We start from the raw sequence: 18,722 nt of genomic DNA, 5'->3' as shown, positions 1-18,722 counted from the left end.
TTGCGCGCTGTCGATCGCAGAAGAGGCCATGGCCTGACAGAAGCCGGCAAGTCTTCCTGACGAGCACCCGGGGCCTACCCCTCGAAAGATTTCGTGCCCCGGCTCTTCCAAATCCGGCCGGATAGTTTATATGTGAACTATCTATTTGGCTGGCATGCTTCCGTATGGGAAGATCGTGCCGGAATCCGATCTGGGAGACACCCACAATGCCGGTCTACAAGGCCCCCGTCGAAGACGTCATGTTCCTTTTGAACGACGTGTTTCCGATTGAGCGATACAACAACCTGCCGGGTTTCGCCGATGCGACGTCCGACACGGTGGAGGCGATCCTGGCCGAGGGCGCCAAGCTCTGCGAGGAGGTATTCGCGCCCCTGAACCTGTCCGGCGACCAGGAAGGCTGCACCCGCAACCCGGATGGATCGGTGACGACGCCGAAAGGCTTCAAGGAGGCCTATGAGGCCTATGCCGCCGGTGGCTGGATGGGTCTGGCTGCGCCCGACGAGTTCGGCGGGCAGGGGCTTCCGTCCGTCCTCAACACGATCATGCAGGAATTCGTCTCCTCGTCGAACCTCGCGCTCGGCATGTATCCGGGCCTGACTCAAGGAGCCATCGCGGCGCTCATCGTGCACGGCACCGAGGAGCAGAAGAAGACTTACCTGCCGAAGATGATCGAGGGCACATGGACCGGCACCATGAACCTCACCGAGCCCCATTGCGGCACGGATCTGGGCCTGCTCAAGACCAAGGCCGTACCGAATGGCGACGGCTCCTATGCGATCTCCGGCACCAAGATCTTCATCTCGGCCGGCGAGCACGACATGGCGGAGAACATCGTCCACCTAGTGCTGGCCCGCATCGAGGGCGCACCGGCGGGCACCAAGGGCATCTCGCTCTTCGTCGTGCCGAAGGTCCTCGTGAACCAGGATGGCTCGCTGGGTGAGCGCAACGGTGTCTCCTGCGGCTCGCTCGAGCACAAGATGGGCATTCACGGCAATGCCACCTGCGTCATGAACTACGACGGCGCCAGGGGTTGGCTCGTGGGTGAGGCAAACCGCGGCCTCAACGCCATGTTCGTGATGATGAACGAGGCGCGCCTCGCCGTCGGCGTGCAGGGGCTGGCACAGTCCGAGGTCGCCTACCAGAACGCGGTGGCCTATGCGAAGGACCGTCTCCAGGGCCGCTCGCTCACCGGCGCGAAATTTCCCGACAAGCCCGCCGACCCGATCATCGTGCATCCGGACGTGCGCCGCACGCTGATGTCCATCAAGGCCTTCAACGAGGCCGGCCGCGCCTTCATCGTCTGGACGGGGCTGAACAACGACATCGCGCACCGCTCCTCCGACGAGGCGCAGCGCCAGGTGGCCGAGGACTACATGGGCCTCATGACGCCTGTGGCGAAGGGCGTGCTCACCGATCTCGGCTTCGACAATGCCGTGAAGGCGCAGCAGATGTTCGGCGGCCACGGCTATATCGAGGAATGGGGCATGTCGCAGTTCGTGCGCGATGCTCGTATCGCCATGATCTACGAGGGCGCCAACGGCATCCAGGCCATGGATCTCGTCGGCCGCAAGCTCGGCAAGGACGGCGGCCGCGCGGTCATGACCTTCTTCAACGAGGTCGGCGCCTTCTGCCAGGAGAATGCCGGCGACGAGAGCCTGAAGCCCTATATCGCGCCGCTGCAGCAGGGCCTTGGCCATCTCCAGCAGGCGACCATGTGGTTCATGCAGAACGCCATGGCGAAGCCCGACAACGCGGGCGCCGGGGCGACCGACTACATGCACCTCTTCGGCCTGGTGGTTCTGGGCTATATGTGGGCCCGGATGGCGAAGGCGGCTCAGGCCAAGAAGGCACAAGGCAACGGCGTCGCCGAGAAGATGGACGCCAAGCTGCTCACCGGTCGCTTCTTCATGGAGCGCTTGATGCCCGAGACCGCAACGCGCCTCGCCCTCATCACGACGGGCGCCGACACGACCATGGCGATGCCGGTCGAGGCGTTCTAAGTAACAGGCGTCATCCCGGCCGGAGCGTCAGCGAAGAGCCGGGATCGCGTGACGAGTGAACACTCTTGAAAACGATCCTGGGTCGCCCTTCGCTAGCCCAGGATGACGCTGATGAAATTCCAGGAGGCCTCCATGGCTGAAGCCTATATCTACGACGCCGTTCGCACCCCGCGCGGGCGCGGCAAGCCGGATGGTTCGCTGCACGAAGTGCCGACCGTGGACCTCGCCGTCACGGCGCTCGACGCGATCCGCCGCCGCAACAACCTCGACCCGAAGCTGGTGGAGGATGTGGTGCTCGGCTGCGTCGATCCGGTCGGCGAGGCCGGCGGCGACATCGCACGTGCGGCGGCTCTGAAGGCCGGCTTCGGCAAGGAAGTGCCGGGCGTGCAGATCAACCGCTTCTGCGCCTCGGGTCTCGATGCGGTGGCTCTGGCCGCCGCGCAGGTCATGTCGGGCATGAAGGACATCACCATCGGCGGCGGCGTGGAATCCATGAGTCGCATCGGCATGGGCGCATCCGGCGGCGCATGGCCGGTCGATCCGGGGATCGCCATCGACAACTACTTCCTGCCGCAGGGCATCTCGGCGGATCTGATTGCCACCAAGTACGGCTTTTCGCGCGACGACGTCGACGCCTATGCGGTCGAGTCGCAGAAGCGTGCCGGGAAGGCATGGGACGAGGGGCGCTTTGCCAAGTCCGTGGTGCCGGTGAAGGACATCAACGGCCTCACCATTCTGGCCAAGGACGAGCACATGCGGCCGCAGACCGACATGCAGTCACTCGGCCAGCTCAAGGCCGCCTTCGTGCAGATGGGCGAGATGGGCGGCTTCGACGCGGTGGCGATTGCAGCGCATCCGGATGTGGAATTCGTCAACCACGTGCATCACGCGGGTAACTCGTCGGGCATCGTCGATGGCGCGGCTGCCGTTCTCGTCGGCAACAGGGAAGGTGGCGAGAAGGCCGGCCTGAAGCCGCGGGCGCGCATCAAGGGCTTCGCCTCCATCGGGTCCGATCTCGCGCTCATGCTGACCGGCCCCATCGACGTGTCGGAGCTGGCACTGCGCAAGGCCGGCATGACGAAGGACGACATCGACCTCTTCGAGATCAACGAAGCGTTCTCCTCCGTGGTCCTGCGCTACATGCAGGCGATGGATCTCGATCCTGCGAAGGTCAACGTGAATGGTGGCGCCATCGCCATGGGCCATCCGCTGGGCGCCACCGGAGCCATGATCCTCGGCACGGTGCTCGACGAGCTGGAGCGCACCAACAAGCAGACGGCGCTTGTGACGCTCTGCGTCGCTGCCGGCATGGGCACGGCAGCCATCATCGAGCGGGTTTGAGGATAACACAACGCAGGCATCCTCATCCTGAGGAGGCGCAAAGCGCCGTCTCGAAGGACGAGGATGTGGATCCAGAGCACACTGGACCATCCTTCGAGACGCCCGCCAAGGCGGGCTCCTCAGGATGAGGTCCGAGGGAGGATGAGATGAACTTCACGAACTTCCGCTTCGAGCTTGACGCCGACGGTATTGCGCTTGCCACCTGGGACATGCCCGGCCGTTCCATGAACGTCATCACGCCTGAAGTGATGAGCGAACTGGAGCAGATCATCGACAAGGTTGCCGGCGACGAGGCCATAAAGGGCTGCGTCATCACCTCCGGCAAGGAGGCGTTCTCGGGCGGCGCGGATCTCACCATGCTCCAGGGGCTCGGCGCCGAGTATGCAAAGCTTGCAAAGGAGAAGGGCGAGGAGGCTGCGATGCAGTTCTTCTTCGACGAATCCCGCAAGCTCTCGCTGCTCTACCGTCGTCTCGAGACCTGCGGCAAGCCGTTCGCGGCGGCCGTGCATGGGGTCTGCCTCGGCGGCGCCTTCGAACTCGCGCTCGCCTGCCATTTTCGCGTGCTGTCGGATGTGGATTCCACCCGCGTCGGCCTGCCCGAGGTGAAGGTCGGATTGTTCCCTGGCGCCGGCGGCACGCAGCGCGTGGCGCGTTTGATGCAAACAGGCGATGCGCTGCAGATGCTGTTCAAGGGCGAGCAGATCCGTCCGCTCATGGCGCGCAACATGGGCCTTGTCCATGCAGTCGCGCCGCGCGACGGAATCGTGCAGGCCGCGAAGGACTGGATCAAGGGCGGCGGCTCGGCCCTCGCGCCGTGGGACCAGAAAGGCTACAAGCTGCCCTCCAACAAGGTCTATTCCGCCGCCGGCATGCAGATCTGGCCGCCGGCGAACGCCATCTACCGCCGCGAGACGCAGGACAACTACCCGGCGATCCGCGCGATCCTGGAATCCGTCTATCAGGGCCTGCAGCTGCCGATGGACTTGGCGTTGAAGGTGGAGTCGCGCTGGTTCGCCAAGATCCTGCGCTCGAAGGAGGCGGCGGCGATGATCCGCACGCTCTTCATCTCCATGCAGGACCTGAACAAGGGCGCGCGCCGTCCCAAGGACGTGCCGCCGACGAGCCTCAGGAAGGTGGGTGTCATCGGCGCCGGCTTCATGGGCGCGAGCGTGGCTTACGTCACGGCGAATGCCGGCATCGAGGTCGTGCTCATCGACCGCGACGTGGAAGCGGCCGAGAGGGGCAAGGCGCATTCGCACAAGCTCGTGTCGGACCAGATCATGAAGGGCCGCGCCAAGACGGCGGATCGCGATGCGCTGCTCGCACGCATCACGGCATCGGCCGATTACAACGATCTCAAGGATTGCGATCTCGTCATCGAGGCGGTGTTCGAAGACCCGAAGGTGAAGGCCGAGGTGATCCAGAAGGTGGAGGCCGCCATCCGCCCGGATTGCATCTTCGCCTCCAACACCTCGACCCTACCGATTTCGGGATTGGCCCAGCAATCGAAAGAGCCTAACCAGTTCATCGGCATTCATTTCTTCTCGCCGGTCGAGAAGATGATGCTGGTCGAGATCATCTTAGGAAAAGAGACGGGCGACAAGGCGCTCGCCACCGCCCTCGACTACGTGCGCCTGATCAAGAAGACGCCGATCGTCGTGAACGACTCGCGCGGCTTCTTCGCCAACCGCTGCGTTCTGGCCTACATCCTCGAAGGCCATCTCATGCTGACGGAGGGTGTGCCGGCCACGATGATCGAGCAGGCCGGCAAGCAGGCGGGCATGCCGGTCGGGCCGCTCTCGCTCAATGACGAGGTCGGCGTCGATCTTGGCCTCAAGATCCTGCGCGCCACCAAGGCACAGCTGGGCGCTGCCGCCATCATCCCTGAGCAGGAGCAACTGCTCACCACGCTCGTGGAGCAGGAAGGGCGCCTAGGCCGCAAGAACCGCAAGGGCTTCTACGATTATCCGGAAGGCGGGCAGAAGCGTCTCTGGCCCGGGCTGAAGGATCTGCAGGTGAACCCGGCGGCGGCCGAGCTCATCGACATGGACGAGCTGAAGCAGCGCCTGCTCGTGACCCAGGCACTGGAAGCCGCGCGCACCGTCGAGGAGGGCGTGGTCACCGATCCGCGCGAGGCGGATGTGGGCTCGATCCTCGGCTTCGGCTTCGCGCCCTATACGGGCGGCGCCCTGTCCTACATCGACTTCATGGGGGCCAAGGCCTTCGTGGAGTTGTGCCAGCGGCTCCAGGCCAAACACGGCGACCGCTTCGCGCCGCCAAAAATCCTGCTCGACATGGCCCCGTCCGGTGAGACCTTCTATGGACGTGCCGGAGCCAAGAAGGCGGCATGACGTGCGCTTAACCCTCTCCCTTTTGTGGGAGAGAGTGACCTGCGTAGCAGGTCGGGAGAGGGGACGTCATCGGATAGGCTCTGCCCCTCTCCCGGGGACGGGAGAGGAAAGAGGAGGTGATCCATGAAACCGCACTTCGCCATGATGGCCGGCTACAATGCCTGGTGCAACGAGCGCATCTATGCGGTGGCCGCGCAGCTGTCCGATGCGGATTATCGTGCCGATCGCGGGGCGTTCTTCAAGTCGGTGCACGGCACCCTGAACCACATCCTCGTTGCCGACCGCATCTGGTTGAGACGGTTCACCGGAGAGGGTGAGGCGCCGAACCGGCTTGATGCCATCCTCTTCGAGAACTTCGCTGAGCTCAGGGCTGCACGCGAGAGCGAGGATGCGCGGATCGTCACCTATATCGACGGCCTTTCCGAAGCTGACCTCGCGGGGCGCTTCCGCTACCGGACGATCACGAACCCGACCGATGTCGAGCAGCCCCTGGCGCCAACGCTGCTGCATTTCTTCAACCACCAGACCCATCACCGCGGACAGGTGCACTGCCTGCTGACAGGCCTCGGCCTTGAGGCCCCCTCCCTCGATCTCGTCCTGTTCCAGCGCCAGTCCGGGATGGGCCTCACATGAACCTCTGGCTGCGCCTGCTGCACCTGATCGTCGCTTCTTTCGTCCGACCGAGGCTCGATCCGCTACGGGACGTCTCGCGCCTCACCTTCCGGGTCTGGCCGCACGACCTCGACACGTCGCTGCACATGAACAACGGGCGTTACTGGACGCTCATGGATCTCGGCCACACGGACATGATGATCCGCTCCGGCCTGTGGCGGCCCGTCCTCAAACACGGCTGGGTGCCGGTGGTCGGCGCGGGGCAGATCCGGTTCCGGCGGGAGCTGAGGCCCTTTCGCGCCTTTACTCTTGAAACGCGCATCCTCACCTGGTCGGCCACCCATGTGGTGATGGAGCACAGGCTGGTCTCGCAGTCCAAGGACGGCAGCACCATCCTCAACGCCATCTCTCTGGTGAGGGCGGGGCTCTATGACCGCAAGGAACGAAGCTTCGTGTCGATGCCTCGCCTTCTGGCGGAAGTCGGCCTTCAGGCAGAGGCGCCGGCGGCGGCTCCCGAAGTCGAGGCCTTCCTCAGGGCAGAAGAGACGTTGAAGAGCGCGGCCTGATGGTCCAAGCTGGAGCATCGCCGTTCCGGCCCATCAACTCCGAATCGGACCTATGCCCCGCATCATCGACTATTACTTCTCCCTCGTGAGCCCCTGGGCCTATATCGGCCATGTGCCCTTCATGGACATCGTCCAGAGGCATGGGGCCGAGGTCAATTACAAGCCTGTCTTTCTCGGCCGGGTCTTTGCCGAAACCGGCGGCCTGCCTCTGCCGCAGCGCCACCCGGCCCGTCAGCGCTACCGGATCCTTGAACTCCAGCGCTGGCGCGAGAAGCGGGGATTGTCCTTCAACATCACCCCGAAGCACTGGCCCTTCGACGTGAACCTTGCCGACAGGTTCGTGATCGCCATCAATGCTTCCGGCAAGAGCCCGGACGCGTTCCTGCGCCGTGCTTTCGCTGCGGTCTGGGAGGAGGAGCGGAATCTCGCCGATCCGCTCGTCCTCACGGAACTGGCGGAGCAGGCCGGGCTCGACTCGTCCTCGCTGATGGATGTGGCCACCGGCAGCACCACCGAGGCGATCTATGCCCTCAACCTCGAGAACGCGGTTGCGAGCGATGTCTTCGGTTCCCCGGCCTATGTGCTCGACGGCGAGGTATTCTGGGGCCAGGACCGGCTCGACCTGCTCGCCGATGCGCTCGCGAGCGGCCGCGCCCCCTATACGCCCAATCCGTAAAGGCTCGCCATGAAGACGATCGGTCTCATCGGCGGCATGAGCTGGGAAAGCTCGGCCGAGTATTACCGCATCATCAATCAGGAGGCGAACCGTCGCCTCGGCGGCGTGCATTCGGCGCAATGCCTGATGTATTCCTTCGATTTCGAAGGGATCAAACAGCTGCAGCACGATGGTGACTGGGAGCGGCTCGCCGATATGATGAAGGAAGCCGCGTTTCGGCTGGAGCGCGGCGGAGCCGATGTCATCGTGCTCTGCACCAACACCATGCACCGTTTGACCGATGCGATCTCCTCCAATGTCGGCATCCCGCTTCTTCACATCGCCGATCCGACGGCGGAGAGGATCAAGGCTTCAGGCTTCGAGCGGGTCGGCCTGCTCGGCACCGCCTTCACGATGGAGCAGGATTTCTACAAGGGCCGGCTTCAGCAGCGCCACGGCCTCGACGTTCTGGTACCGGACGAGGACGACCGCCGGATCGTCCATGAGATCATCTACAAGGAGCTCGTGCTCGGGCAGGTCAGGCCGGAGTCCCGCCGGGCCTATCGCGCCATCATCGCCCGCCTGATCGAGCGCGGCGCGCAATGTATCATTCTCGGCTGCACCGAGATCATGCTGCTGGTGAAGGATGAGGACAGCGCGGTGCCGCTGTTCGATACGACGACGATCCACGCCGTGGCGGCGGTGGATTGGGCGCTGAAGGCTGCGTGATACGCCCGTCATGGCCGGACTTGTTCCGGCCATGACGAAGGAGCCTGTCTTTACTCTGCCGCCACCTTCGTTGCCCGCCACTGCGTCAGCAGCGCCCGGAAAGCCGCGGGCTTCAGCGGCTTGTTGAGAACGTGGATGTTCATCGCGGCAGCGGCCTCGCGCACGGCGGGCGTGCGGTCGGCTGTCACGAGAACGGCGGGTGTGTCGACCTGCGTCTTCCAGCGCAGGGCCTTGATGAGCTCAAGGCCATCCGTGTCGTCAAGGTGATAATCGGCGATGATGACTTCGGGCAGCGCCCTGTTCGCGCGCAGGGCCTGCTGGGCCGTCTCAAGATCCGAACCCGTCCAAACCTCGCAGCCCCATCCCGTCAGCAGAAGTCGCATGCCTTCCAGGATGGCGGGCTCGTTGTCGATGACGAGCACGCGCAGGCCCGACAGCACGGTGGCTGGAGCCTTCGGCGGCTCAGGCGCTGCGGCGCTGGCCGGAAGAGCCGCGACCACCGGCAACTCGACCCGGAACACCGAGCCGTGCCCGACCTCGGAGTTCAGCGTGATCGGGTGCTTGAGCACGCGGCCGATGCGCTCGACGATGGAGAGGCCGAGGCCTAAACCCCGCGCGACCTTCATTCCCTGATCCAGGCGCTGGAACTCGCGGAAGACGACCCGCTGCTTGGAAGCCGGGATCCCAAGGCCGGTGTCCCACACCTCGAGAACGAGATTCCCGGCGCGCCTGCGCCCGCCGACGAGCACGCGTCCCGAGGGCGTGTACTTGATCGCGTTGGAGATCAGGTTCTGCAGAAGGCGACGCATGAGCCGTCGGTCCGAGCGCACCGTCAGAGAGGAGGGGACGAAGGTGAGCTTGAGGTTCTTGGCCTTGGCCACCGGCTCGAATTCGCGCTGCAGTTGGCGGAACAATTCGTCGATGCGGAAGCTCGACCATTGCGGCTTCATGGCGCCCGTATCGAGGCGCGAGATATCGAGGATGGCCGTGAGGATTTCCTCGACGGCGTCAAGCGACGCGTCGATGTTCTCGGCCAGCGTCACGTCGCCTGCCTCGCGATCCCGCTCCACGAGCGACGTGGCGTAGAGGCGCGCCGCATTGAGTGGCTGCAGGATGTCGTGCGAGGCGGCGGCGAGGAAGCGCGTCTTCGAGATGTTGGCCTCATCGGCCTCCGCCTTGGCGTTCCTGAGCGCTTCGTTGAGGCGCGTGAGCTCCTCGGTTCGCTCGCGCACCCGCTGCTCCAGGGTCTCGTTGGCGCGGCGGCTCGCTTCTTCGGCGAGAACGGTTTCGGTCACATCCGTATAGGTGGTCACATGGCCGCCGTCAGGCAGAAGGTTCGAGCGGATCTCGATCACCTTGCCGGAAGGATAGAGCCTGAGGCGCACCGGCTCCACATCGTGCCGGAATGAGTGGAGGCGGGCCTCCACGAGATCCTCGATCTTGCCGGGCCCATAGGAACCGCGCGAGGCGTTGTAGCGGACGATCTGCTCCATGCCGATTCCCACCTGCACGAAGTTGGGCGGCATGTCGTAAAGGTCGAGGAAGGCCTGGTTCCAGGCGAGCAGCCGCAGGTCGCTGTCGATCACCGTAATGCCCTGCTTGGCGTAATTGAGGGCGTGCTGGAGAAGATCTCGACTGTGCTGGATCGCCGCCGAGGCATCGTCGAGCAGCTTGAGGGCGGCTTCCGTGGAGACGGTGCGGCGGCGCAGCAGCAGCGACAGGGCCAAGCGGGAGGATGCGGTGCCGATGGCCGACGCCAGCAGGTGCTCCGCATAGCGCAGGAGATGGATGTCCGCCTCGGCACGCGTGTCCAGATTTTGTCCGCGGCTGTGAGCGAACCCTTCAAAGGACCGGACCGTCCGCTCCTCGCCGAGATATCGGGCGACGGTAGCCCGCAGCTCGCCGACGCTCACGCTGGCGCGAAACAGGCGGAAGCTCGGCGTCGCGGAAGCAGCGGCCTCGCCGAGGAAGACGTTGGCCTGGATCTGCTCCATGGCCGTCACCGGCCGCCACAGGGAGAAGCCGATATAGCACAGGATGTTCAGTGTCAGGCTCCAGATGACGCCATGGGTCAGCTGGGGCAGATCGACTCCGAAGAGCGATGTCGGCTTCAAAGCCGTGATACCGAAGGGGCCGGTCACAACCACATCCGACCAGAACACGCCGTCCCAGACGAGGCTCGGCAGAAGGAGCGTGTAGGCCCAGGTGATGAAGCCGACCACGAGCCCGACGCTGGCGCCGAGCGCCGTGCCGCGCGACCAGATCAGGCCGCCGATGAAGGCCGGCGCAACCTGGGCGATGGCGGCAAAGGACAGAAGCCCGATCGCCGCGAGCGCCGCTTCCCCAGAGGCGCGGTAATACGCATAGCCCAGCAGGATGACGAGAACGATGGAGATCCGCCTCACGCCGATCACGAAGCCGCCGGGATCGATGCCTGAGAAGGCGCGCCGCCGCAGCACGATGGGCATGACGAGGTGGTTCGAGATCATCACCGCCACGGCGACGGAATCGACGATCACCATGGCGGTCGCTGCCGAGAAGCCGCCGAGGAACGCGATCACCGCCAGCGTCCCGGCCTTGTCCGACAGCGGCAGCGCCAGCAGGGTCATGTCGCGGTCGATGGCGCCCTCCGGGAATGCCGCGAGGCCTGCCAGGGCGATGGGCACGACGAAAAGATTGATGAGGACGAGGTAGAGCGGAAACAGCCAGGCCGCACGCTTCAGGTCCGCGATGTCGTGGTTCTCCACCACGGTGACATGGAACTGGCGCGGCAGCAGAAGGGTGGCGCAGGTCGAGAGCAGGATCAGCGTGATGTAGCTGCCGAAGCCCGATGTCCGCTCCATCAGGGCGGAGGTGGTGCCCTGCGCGTTGAGCCGCTGGACGATGTCGTCATAGCCGCCGAACATTACGAAGGTGATGTAGCCGCCGACAATCAGGAAGGCGATCAGCTTCACCAGCGACTCGATGGAGATGGCAAGGAGAAGTCCGTTCTGATGGGCGGTCGCATCCGTGTGACGCGTCCCGAAGGCGACGGCGAAGCCCGCCAGGACGAGAGCGACGACGAGAGCCAAATCGCCGAGGAACGGCAACTGGGTCAGGGATGCGCCGTTCGCTGCCGTCAGGAACACGTCGAGCGACGATGAGACCGCCTTGAGCTGCAGGGCGATGTAGGGAACCGAGCCGATGAGAGCGATGAGGCTGACGAGGGCCGCCACTCTTTCGCTCTTGCCGTAGCGGGCAGCGACGAAGTCGGCGATGGAGGAGATGTTCTGGGTCTTCGCCACCCGCACCACCCGGGCGACCAGTGGGAACCCTAAGCCGATCACCAGGACCGGACCGATATAGATGGCGAGAAAATCGAAGCCCGAATGGCTGGCAAGCCCGACCGATCCGAAGAAGGTCCAGGAGGTGCAGTAGACGGCCAGTGCAAGAGCCGCGATCGTGGATCGAGCCGGTCCCTGAACGAAGCGCCGCCCCCAGTTGTCGCCCCAATAGGCCACGGTGAACAGGAAGCAGAGATAGACCAGTGCCGACAACACGACGGCCCAGGTGGCAACCATAGGCGTGAACCCTCGAAAACAGACGTGGATTAGCTTTAGCCGGTAAAGGATGCGAAGACCACCGCTACCCGGTCATAGACCGCGGTCCCAATCGGGCTCCGGCGCAAAGCGCTGTGCCAGGAACGCCATGAAGGCGCGTACCTTGGCGGGCGCCTGACGGCCGGAGGGCAGGACGGCATGGATGCCGGGCTGATAGGTCGGGTAGCCGCCGAGCACCCGCACGAGCCTGCCGTCGCGCAGGCAATCTCCCACGATGAAGGTGGGTTGGTATATCAGCCCCTGTCCGGCAACGGCTGCAGCGAGCAGGGCATCGCCGTTATTGGCCCGCAGATTGCCCTGCACCGGCACGACCGTCTCGCCATCCTGGCCGAAGGTCCAGCGGTTCGCCCCGATGGCGCTGGGCAGGGTGTAGCCGAGGCAGTTGTGCTGGGCGAGATCGTCGAGCTTTTCCGGCGTTCCATGCTGCTTCAGGTAGGAGGGAGCGGCGCAGACCACGGTGCGGCATGGGGCGAGGCGCCGGGCGACGAGGCTCGAATCCTTCAGCCGTCCGATCCGGATCGCCAGGTCCCACCCCTCCTCGATGAGATCCACGTAGCGGTCGGCGAGGCCGAGATCGAAGGAGACGGCCGGGTGAAGACGGGCGAATTCCGGCAGCGCGGGGGCAATGTGGCGAAAGCCGAAGGTAAGGGGCACGTTGAGCCGCAAGGTCCCGCGCGGCTCGATCCGGTCGAGGCTGGCGGAGGCCTCCGCCTCCTCGATCTCGGCCAGGATGCGCTCGCAGGCGGCCAGATATGTCCGTCCGCCCTCGGTCAGCACCAGTTTGCGGGTGGAGCGATGCAGCAGCTTGACCCCGAGCCTGTCTTCGAGAGCGGCCACGTGCTTCGTCACCATGGTCTGGGAGAGATCAAGCATTCGTGCTGCCGCCGAGAAGCTGCCGAGAGCTGCGACACGAACGAAGACCTGCATGCTTGTGACACGGTCGAGCATAAGGATATTTCACTCTATGAGTGTGAGATCATATTCCAAGGCGCTTATTATCTTATCAGTGGTTTGAGATCATATGAAGGTTCCATTCTGGAGACATTCCGATGATCGACACCCGCACTGCTCCCTATGCCGCCCTGATTCTGCGCATCACTCTAGGCGTCCTGTTCCTGGCCCATGCCGGCCTGAAGGTCTTCGTCTTCACGCCTGCGGGTGCCGCTCAGTTCTTCGGCAGCCTTGGCCTGCCGCCGGCTTTGGCCTACCTGACCATCGCGGCCGAGACTCTCGGCGGCATTGCCCTCATCCTCGGCTTCTTCACCCGCTGGGTGTCGCTCGCCCTGATTCCAATTCTGCTCGGCGCCATCGTGTTCGTGCATGGCCCGGCCGGGTTCTTCTTCAACAACCCGAATGGCGGTTGGGAATACCTGGCGTTCTGGATCGCAGCTCTCGTGGCTCAGGCCCTTCTGGGCGATGGCGCCCTTGCGGTGCGGACCGGATCGGCCAGGACTGCCCCTGTGCTCCACGCACGTTCAGCCTGAGGTCGGTTCCGATGATCAAGCCCATATCCCACGACGCTTCTGGTAAGCCAGCGGCACGACCCATTGATCCCGGCGTCAGGATCGGCCATGTCCACCTGAAGGTAGCCGATCTTGATCGCGCGCTTGCCTTCTATTGCGGTGTGCTCGGCTTCGAGCTGATCCAGCGCTACGGCACGCAGGCCGCCTTCGTGTCGGCCGGCGGCTACCATCACCACATCGGGCTGAACACATGGGAGAGCAAGGGCGGCTCCCCGCCGCCTCCCGGCACCACGGGGCTCTATCATGTGGCGATCCTCTACCCGACCCGGGCGGCTCTCGCCGATGCGCTCTACAGGCTGGTCCAAGCCAATATTCCGCTTCAGGGCGCAAGCGATCACGGAGTGAGCGAGGCGCTTTACCTGAGCGATCCCGACGGCAACGGTATCGAGCTCTATGTCGATCGTCCCGAGGATCAATGGCCGCGAACGGCCAACGGCGAGCTCGCCATGGTCACCGAGCGCCTGGACCTCCAAGGCCTCCTTGCCAGTCGAACCGCTTGACGAAATTCCTGAATCGGGCAGCCTGAAGCTTGAGAGCAAGCAACAGGAGGCCCGCCATGTGGAATGAGTTCAAGCAGTTTGCGCTTCGCGGCAACGTGGTCGATCTCGCCATCGGCATCATCATCGGTGTCGCTTTCGGGAGGATCGTGGATTCCCTCGTCGGCGACATCTTCATGCCCATCATAGGGGCCGTGACGGGCGGCCTCGACTTCTCGAACTACTTCACGGCCCTTTCGGGCAACGTTACGGCGGGATCGCTTGAAGAGGCCAAGAAGCAGGGCGCCGTGCTCGGCTGGGGCAACTTCATCACGGTTACCATCAACTTCATCATCATCGCCTGGATCCTGTTCCTTCTGGTCAAGGGCATGAACCGCATGCGCCGCACAGAGGACGCCAAGACCGGCACGGCCGACAAGCCGGCCGAAATCCCTGCCGATGTGAAGCTGCTGACGGAAATCCGCGACCTCCTGAAGACGGGCCGGACGCTCTGAATCATCACCGGTTTCGATCAGACCCTTCGTCTTTTGTCATGCGACGCACTCGGCGCTTGCCTTGAGAGGCCGGACGGGCCATCCCTGTTCGCCGGCTTCTCAAGGAATTTCCCATGAATGCGTCTGTTTCGATTCCGTCCGTTCTCAACCTGCGGCCCGAGGCCGAGCAGGCGCCGACCAGCGGCATCGTCGACGTGTTCAGCTATGGCCGGCTGAAGCCCGGCATCATTCCGCTCTGGGTGGGCGAGGGTGATCTGCCGACGCCATCCTTCATCTGCGAGGCGGCGGCGCAGTCGCTCGCGAAGGGCGAGACCTTCTACACCTATCAGCGCGGCATCCCCGAACTGCGCCAGGCGATTGCCCGCTACCACGAGCAGGTCTACCGCAAGGCTTTCGATCCCGAGCGCTTCTTCGTCACCTCCGGCGGCATGCCGGCCATGCAGCTTGCCTTCCGCATGCTCGCGGGCAACGGCGACGAGGTGCTGATCCCGACGCCCGCATGGCCGAATTTCGCTGGCGCCATCACCATCGCGGGCGCACGCCCTGTGCCGGTGCCGATGACGATCGATGACAAAGGCTTTCACCTCGATTTCGAGCGCCTCGAAAAAGCGATCACACCGCGCACCCGCGTGCTCGTCATTAATTCGCCGTCGAACCCGACAGGCTGGGTGGCAAGCCATGCCGATCTTCGTACCGCGCTCGATCTCGCCCGCCGTCACGGCCTCTGGATCGTGGCGGACGAGATCTACAGCCGCTTCATTCATGATCCTGCGCTCACCATCGACGGACGCACGCCTTCGTTCCGCGATGTGATGGAGCCGGAGGACAAGATCCTCTTTGTCCAGACATTCTCCAAGAACTGGGCTATGACCGGCTGGCGGCTCGGCTGGCTTGAAGCCTCGCCTGCACTGGGGCAGGTGATCGAGAATCTCGTGCAGTATCAGACCTCGGGAACGCCGGTCTTCGTTCAGCGTGCCGGCGTGGCGGCCATCGAGCAGGGAGAAAGCTTCCTGGCCGATCAGATCGTCCGCGCCCGCCAGGGGCGGGAGATCGTCGGGAGGCTTTCTGAGACTGGTCTCGTCGAGTTGCCGCCGCCGAGCGGCGCCTTCTATGCCTTCCTGAAGATCAAAGGGGCGACCAGCTCGAAGGACATTGCCTTCCGCCTCATCGACGAGGCCAATGTCGGTCTCGCGCCGGGCTCCGCCTTCGGCGAGGCGGGCGAGGGCTATCTGCGCCTGTGCTACCTGCGCAAGCCCGAGGACGTGGAAGAGGCGGTTCGCCGCATCAGCGAGGCTCTGCCGCGGCTCGTGGCGTAAGCTCCGAGCACTTTCCTGGGCTTTGCTGAAACCTGGGCTGTGCCCGACAGGCGCTGACCGCATGGCTTGTGCGCATCATCGGCATTTGACCGCAGGCGAAAGGGTGTCCATTGAGCAACCCGTGATGCGTCTCGTGCTTGCCCATCTCGTCCAGATTCTGATCGCCGCTCTCGGTGGCCTCGTGTTCCACTGGCTTGGCGTTCCAGCCGCGTGGCTGTCGGGAGCCGCCGTAGCGGCTGTCCTGTGGGGGTTGACCGGCCGGGCCGTGACCATGCCCCATGCCCTCGCCGATGCCGCCATGATGGTTTCGGGCGCCGCCATGGGGGCGGCGGTGACACCTGCGGCCATCTCGGCCATGGGGCGCTATCCTGGCAGCTTGATCATGCTGGTGATCGCGATTGTTGCGATCTCCTATGCCTCGTCCTTCTGGCTCGTTCGCGTTTCCGGCTGGCGCAGGCTTGATGCCTTGCTGGCCTCTGCTCCCGGAGCGCTCTCGACGGTGATTGCCGTGGCCATCGACCGCAAGGCGGACGTCGCCTCCATCGCCATCGCTCAGAACCTCCGCCTCTTCGTCCTGATCGCGCTCCTGCCGAGCATCGTGGTGGTCATCGGCGGCGCCGAACACTCGAGCGCGCTGGTGGGGGAGGGGCTCCCGATCCAGAGCCCGGAGGGGATGGCGATCATTCTACTCGGAGGGATTGCCCTCGGGGCCGTCTTCAACCGGCTGAGGGTGGCAGCCCCCATCCTGCTGGGCGCGACGATCATGAGTTCGGTGAGTCACGGCACGGAGTTTGTGACCGGCGTCATCCCTCCCGTCATCGCCACCGGTGGTCTCGTTCTGATCGGCCTCTTCATCGCCGAGCGGTTCCGCAACATCCAGCGCTCGACCCTGAAGAACGCCTTCCTTGCGGCCCTCGGCTCCTTCGCGGTGGCCATGGCAGTCGCGACGATCTTCGCAGGTCTGGCCGCTTGGCTGGCAGGCGTGAGCTTTGCCAACAGCCTGATCGCCTTCGCGCCGGGCGGGCTGGAGGCGATGACGGTGCTTGCCCTGATCCTGGGACTCGACCCGCTCTATGTGGGCATCCACCACCTCGTCCGCTTCCTCGGTATCGGGCTCGTGCTACCGTTCCTGATCGGCTGGCTCCAGCGGGGCAAGACCGCGGCTGCGGAATAGGGTTCTAGGAGTTCTCGTTCCTCAGCCGCTCCACCGCCTCCATGCGTGGTTTGGCGGTGTCCCACAGGCGCTTGGTGACCGCCGCGACGAGCGCCTCCGTCAGAAGCAACAGGCCTGCCGAGGAATCCCAATTGGACGGAGCGATGATGTGAGCCGGCAGCACGTGCCGCGCCACGCGGGCGATCGGGGAGAGCCACGGATCCGTCAGAAGGACGACCGTCGCTCCCTGCTTCGCGGCCGTTTCGCAGAGTGCCGTGACATCCTCCTGGTAGCGGCGGATGTCGAAGGCGACGACCACGTCCTTCCGTCCGATCTCGATCACCCGGTCGCGCCAGAGGGCAGGTTGGCCTTCGATGAAGTCCACATGGCTGCGCACGATGCGGAAGTGACTTTCCGCGTAACGCGCGAGGGCGCCCGTGAAGCGCCCGCCCGTGAAATGGATATGCCGGCGCGAATCGGACAGGAGCGTCACCACCGCGTCGAACTCGGCCGGTGCAATGTTGTCCACAGTTGCCTTCAGGTTTCCGATCACTGCTTCTGCAAAGGAAGCAAGCGCCGGCGCCCCTTGGCTCTTGTCGGAGGGACTGGCCTTGGCGAGCGGCGAGAGCAGCTGGGCCTCCAGCTCCTCCCGCAGGTGCTTCTGGAAATCCGGGAAGCCGCCAAACCCCAACCGGGTGACGAAGCGCAGCACTGAAGGCGCGGAGATTCCGGCTCGCGTGGCGAATTCCGCAACGGTATCGAGACCGGCGAAGGGATAATGGCTCAGGAGCAGGTGGGCGGCGCGCTTTTCGCTGGGCGTGAAGGACTCCATCTCGAGCCGAATGCGCTCGGCGAGGCTCGGCGGGTCCTTTGGAGAGCGGCGGTCGCCACGCATGCCGGATTGATTCACAGCCCCTCCTTGACGGTTTCGAAAAGCTGTATCAGAAATTTCAGAACCTGAGAATTTCATAAGAAACGTATCAAGCGTTCAACCGGGGACAATCCCTGCCTTTGGGTAGGTTGACGGAGAACCGCATGACGCAGGCGAGTCGGGTGACAGCGGATCGATCCTCTGCCGCAACGGCAGAGCAGCCGGTCGCCGCCATTGAGAACCCGCAAGGGCACTCGCCCATCCTGCTCATCTGCGAACATGCGTCCAATCGCTTGCCTGCCCGATACGGCACGCTCGGCCTCGGGGACGACGAACTCGAAAGCCACATCGCCTGGGATCCCGGCGCCCTCGGAGTGGCGAAGGAGCTCTCACGGCTCCTCGATGCGCCGCTGATCCACGCCACCGTCTCGCGCTTGGTGCTGGACCTCAACCGCGATCCGTCCGCGCCGGATTCGATCTGGACCCTGAGCGAGCGCACCACCATCCCGGGCAATCTCGACCTCGACGAGGAGGAGCGGGCCTATCGCACCCGTGAGGTCTACGACGCGTTCCACAATGCGGTCGATGCCTTTGCGAATGCGCGCATGGCAGCGGGCCAGCTTGGCGCCGTCGTGTCCATCCATTCCTTCACGCCCGTCTACCGGGATGTGCCGAGGCCTTGGCAGATCGGTCTCATCTTTGATCGCGACAAGCGCTATGCCCGCTATGTCGAAGCTGGATTGAGGCAGGATCCGGCGCTCGTCGTCGGCATGAACCAACCCTATTCGCCAGCGGACCGGGTGTTCCACACCCTGGAGCGCCACGCTGAGAAACGTGGCCTGCCTCCGCTGATGATCGAAATCCGCAACGACCTGATCCGCACACAAGACGGACAGGCGTCGTGGTCACACCGTCTGGCGCCGCTTTTGAGGGAGGGGGCACGGACGCTCTGATGACGGGCATGGCGCAAGGCGTGCCATGACTCGAGAAGCAGAACTTCTTGGAGGATCAACTC

At 64.4% G+C, this 18,722-nt stretch carries 16 protein-coding genes; 13 read left to right on the top strand and 3 right to left on the bottom strand.

The annotated features are described in order from the left end of the window. Nucleotides 1-206 precede the first annotated feature (206 nt). The 7 genes from FHR70_RS11280 to FHR70_RS11250 all read left to right on the top strand — a co-directional run bounded on the left by FHR70_RS11280 (nt 207) and on the right by FHR70_RS11250 (nt 8,254). The gene (locus FHR70_RS11280) at nt 207-2,000 is read left to right on the top strand and encodes an acyl-CoA dehydrogenase C-terminal domain-containing protein (RefSeq protein WP_183450058.1); all 1,794 of its coding nucleotides are present in this window, start codon (nt 207-209) and stop codon (nt 1,998-2,000) included. 132 nt (nt 2,001-2,132) lie between these two features. After that, nucleotides 2,133-3,341, top strand: coding sequence for an acetyl-CoA C-acetyltransferase (locus FHR70_RS11275; protein WP_183450056.1), 1,209 nt, complete (start codon nt 2,133-2,135; stop codon nt 3,339-3,341). A 146-nt stretch (nt 3,342-3,487) separates the two neighbouring features. After that, nucleotides 3,488-5,692, top strand: coding sequence for an FAD-dependent oxidoreductase (locus tag FHR70_RS11270; RefSeq protein WP_183450054.1), 2,205 nt, complete (start codon nt 3,488-3,490; stop codon nt 5,690-5,692). Nucleotides 5,693-5,815: 123 nt separating this feature from the next. Further along, nucleotides 5,816-6,325 carry a DinB family protein gene (locus FHR70_RS11265; RefSeq protein ID WP_183450052.1) on the top strand — a complete coding sequence of 170 codons (510 nt, stop codon included), beginning with the start codon at nt 5,816-5,818 and terminating at the stop codon, nt 6,323-6,325. After that, nucleotides 6,322-6,870 (top strand): thioesterase family protein, encoded by a 549-nt coding sequence (locus FHR70_RS11260; RefSeq protein WP_183450050.1) that lies wholly within the window; start codon nt 6,322-6,324, stop codon nt 6,868-6,870. The genes FHR70_RS11265 and FHR70_RS11260 overlap by 4 nt, the downstream gene beginning before the upstream one ends. 52 nt (nt 6,871-6,922) lie before the next feature. Beyond that, nucleotides 6,923-7,546: a 2-hydroxychromene-2-carboxylate isomerase gene (locus FHR70_RS11255; protein WP_183450048.1), complete on the top strand. Its 624-nt coding sequence runs from the start codon at nt 6,923-6,925 to the stop codon at nt 7,544-7,546. A gap of 9 nt (nt 7,547-7,555) precedes the next feature. Continuing rightward, on the top strand, nt 7,556-8,254 hold the full coding sequence (locus FHR70_RS11250; RefSeq protein WP_183450046.1) for an aspartate/glutamate racemase family protein: 699 nt from the start codon (nt 7,556-7,558) through the stop codon (nt 8,252-8,254). A 50-nt stretch (nt 8,255-8,304) separates the two neighbouring features. On the opposite strand, the gene FHR70_RS11245 is transcribed toward FHR70_RS11250, so the two are convergent. Next, a complete protein-coding gene (locus tag FHR70_RS11245) occupies nt 8,305-11,814 on the bottom strand; it encodes a PAS domain-containing hybrid sensor histidine kinase/response regulator (RefSeq protein WP_183450044.1) in 3,510 nt (1,169 codons plus the stop codon). Between the two features lie 72 nt (nt 11,815-11,886). Then, entirely contained in the window at nt 11,887-12,801 is a 915-nt protein-coding gene (locus FHR70_RS11240) for a LysR family transcriptional regulator (protein ID WP_183450042.1), read from the bottom strand. A gap of 101 nt (nt 12,802-12,902) precedes the next feature. On the opposite strand from FHR70_RS11240, the gene FHR70_RS11235 reads away from it, so the two are divergent. The 5 genes from FHR70_RS11235 (at nt 12,903) to FHR70_RS11215 (ending at nt 16,857) form a co-directional block, all read left to right on the top strand. After that, nucleotides 12,903-13,337, top strand: a complete 435-nt coding sequence (locus FHR70_RS11235) for a DoxX family protein (protein ID WP_183450040.1) — start codon at nt 12,903-12,905, stop codon at nt 13,335-13,337. 11 nt (nt 13,338-13,348) lie between these two features. Beyond that, on the top strand, nt 13,349-13,876 hold the full coding sequence (locus FHR70_RS11230) for a VOC family protein (protein ID WP_183450038.1): 528 nt from the start codon (nt 13,349-13,351) through the stop codon (nt 13,874-13,876). 56 nt (nt 13,877-13,932) lie between these two features. Beyond that, nucleotides 13,933-14,367 (top strand): large conductance mechanosensitive channel protein MscL, encoded by a 435-nt coding sequence (gene mscL, locus FHR70_RS11225; protein WP_183450036.1) that lies wholly within the window; start codon nt 13,933-13,935, stop codon nt 14,365-14,367. 113 nt (nt 14,368-14,480) lie between these two features. Then, a complete protein-coding gene (locus FHR70_RS11220) occupies nt 14,481-15,683 on the top strand; it encodes a pyridoxal phosphate-dependent aminotransferase (RefSeq protein ID WP_183450034.1) in 1,203 nt (400 codons plus the stop codon). Between the two features lie 124 nt (nt 15,684-15,807). Continuing rightward, a complete protein-coding gene (locus FHR70_RS11215; protein ID WP_183450264.1) occupies nt 15,808-16,857 on the top strand; it encodes an AbrB family transcriptional regulator in 1,050 nt (349 codons plus the stop codon). A gap of 4 nt (nt 16,858-16,861) precedes the next feature. Here FHR70_RS11215 and FHR70_RS11210 read toward each other — a convergent pair whose 3' ends face one another. Then, nucleotides 16,862-17,746, bottom strand: a complete 885-nt coding sequence (locus FHR70_RS11210; protein WP_343058785.1) for a MurR/RpiR family transcriptional regulator — start codon at nt 17,744-17,746, stop codon at nt 16,862-16,864. Between the two features lie 125 nt (nt 17,747-17,871). Between FHR70_RS11210 and FHR70_RS11205 the strand changes: the two genes are divergently transcribed. After that, nucleotides 17,872-18,660 (top strand): N-formylglutamate amidohydrolase, encoded by a 789-nt coding sequence (locus FHR70_RS11205; protein ID WP_183450032.1) that lies wholly within the window; start codon nt 17,872-17,874, stop codon nt 18,658-18,660. Nucleotides 18,661-18,722 lie beyond the last annotated feature (62 nt).

It is taken from the genome of Microvirga lupini, from assembly GCF_014191055.1.
Lineage (GTDB): Bacteria > Pseudomonadota > Alphaproteobacteria > Rhizobiales > Beijerinckiaceae > Microvirga > Microvirga lupini_A.
Note: the sequence above shows the minus strand (reverse complement) of the source record. Positions and strands in the feature narration are given on the sequence as shown.